This is a genomic window from Psychrobacter sp. PAMC 21119, assembly GCF_000247495.1.
Lineage (GTDB): Bacteria > Pseudomonadota > Gammaproteobacteria > Pseudomonadales > Moraxellaceae > Psychrobacter > Psychrobacter glaciei.
Genome location: NZ_AHVZ01000001.1, coordinates 1 through 1,280, shown reverse-complemented (window position 1 = coordinate 1,280; position 1,280 = coordinate 1). Strand labels below are relative to the sequence as shown.

General features: G+C 36.6%; 2 protein-coding genes. Both read right to left on the bottom strand.

Annotated features, from left to right (window positions below; translation table 11 throughout):
* Positions 1–52: 52 nt before the first annotated feature.
* Positions 53–343, bottom strand: a complete 291-nt coding sequence (locus RH96_RS00010; protein ID WP_010195707.1) for a hypothetical protein — start codon at positions 341–343, stop codon at positions 53–55.
* Positions 344–470: 127 nt separating this feature from the next.
* On the bottom strand, positions 471–1,280 hold an 810-nt coding region (locus tag RH96_RS14450), incomplete at its 5' end, for an HNH endonuclease (RefSeq protein WP_010195704.1).

The window sequence follows — 1,280 nt, the reverse complement described above, 5'->3', positions numbered from 1 at the left end:
CGTAACCGTCGTCAGCGCTATGATCTTAGAATGAAGCTGTTTGCTGGTATCATTAATTTCGAGCTAAACCTATGACTTTTGCAAGAGGTCTATTAGTCATAGGGATGGGATGGGATTCTACTTTATAAGCTCTATTCGCTGCTGAAACACGCACTTGAGCTGCGATGACACGATAATCAGGTAGCTCATCACTTTGGCTATACCCGTTTAGTTCTTTATTTACCCAAACTACTAGTTCTTTATGTCCTATCTTATAGAGAAGAACCTTAGTTTTAATTAATGCCTCGGTCAAAACACCACTATTAGAACTTAAAATCCCAATGATTTCATCTATTAGTTTCATTAATTTCTCTCTAATTATTTTTCAAACAGCTCTTAGTAAATGGATAAAAGATTACTATCTAAGTAATTCCAAAGGATACAAAACTCTAACTATACGAATCAGTCCTAAATAGTTTATTAGTCACTTTTCATCCAAAGTGCAATTCTCGATGACAGTTAGGACATAATGCCATAGTATTTTCTAGAACATCCAAACCACCGTCACTTAACCTCTGTTTATGATGGACTTCAAGATAAGGAGTTCCATCTTTAGCCTTCATAAAAGGTGCTTTCATTTTACACTTTTCACAAATACCAGCAGCCATCTTGAGCCTTTCAGCAATCACATGATGATTGCGTTGATAAACTGTAACGCTAATCATGAGTTTTTTGGGTTCAGGATTGCTAAAATTGATCCTTTTAAGCCTTTCGGTGCTGGATAAATTCGTGGATTTTGCTATATCTTGTTCAAGTTGCAGTTGTAGCGACTCAGCTGTGACCAGCTTTAGAGTATTGCCTTGATATTTATCTAAAACTTTACGCATCGAGATTGCATTTGTCTTGTAATGAGCCTCCCAGTAGTCGATATGTTGTTGTAATGCATTCAACGCATTTCCTAATGCATCGCTGGAAAAGTCGTTTGCTATACTTCCTATGAAATAGTCCATCGCTGTATGACTCATAGCCCTATGAAAAATACGACCTTCCATCATATATTTTAAGCAGTTAATGAAGTCTCCTGCGCTAGCCTTATTTAAGCTATATGTGTTTGAAAGCAGTAATACACCCTCACTTCTTTTTATGTCTCCTATGAAAACTTCTTTACTTACCTTATAAGCGGCCAAGATTTGCGCTTGAGTAATTTGAGCTATGCTGAAAAAACTGTAGAACCAAACTTGGTAAACTAACGACTCAATGAGGAGTTTATCATGACTAAGAAAATCAGAACCTATAGTGCA

Coding starts and splice junctions, on each gene's coding strand:
- RH96_RS00010 (WP_010195707.1), bottom strand. CDS start 343: ATGAAACTAATAGATGAAATCATTGGGATTTTAAGTTCTAATAGTGGT.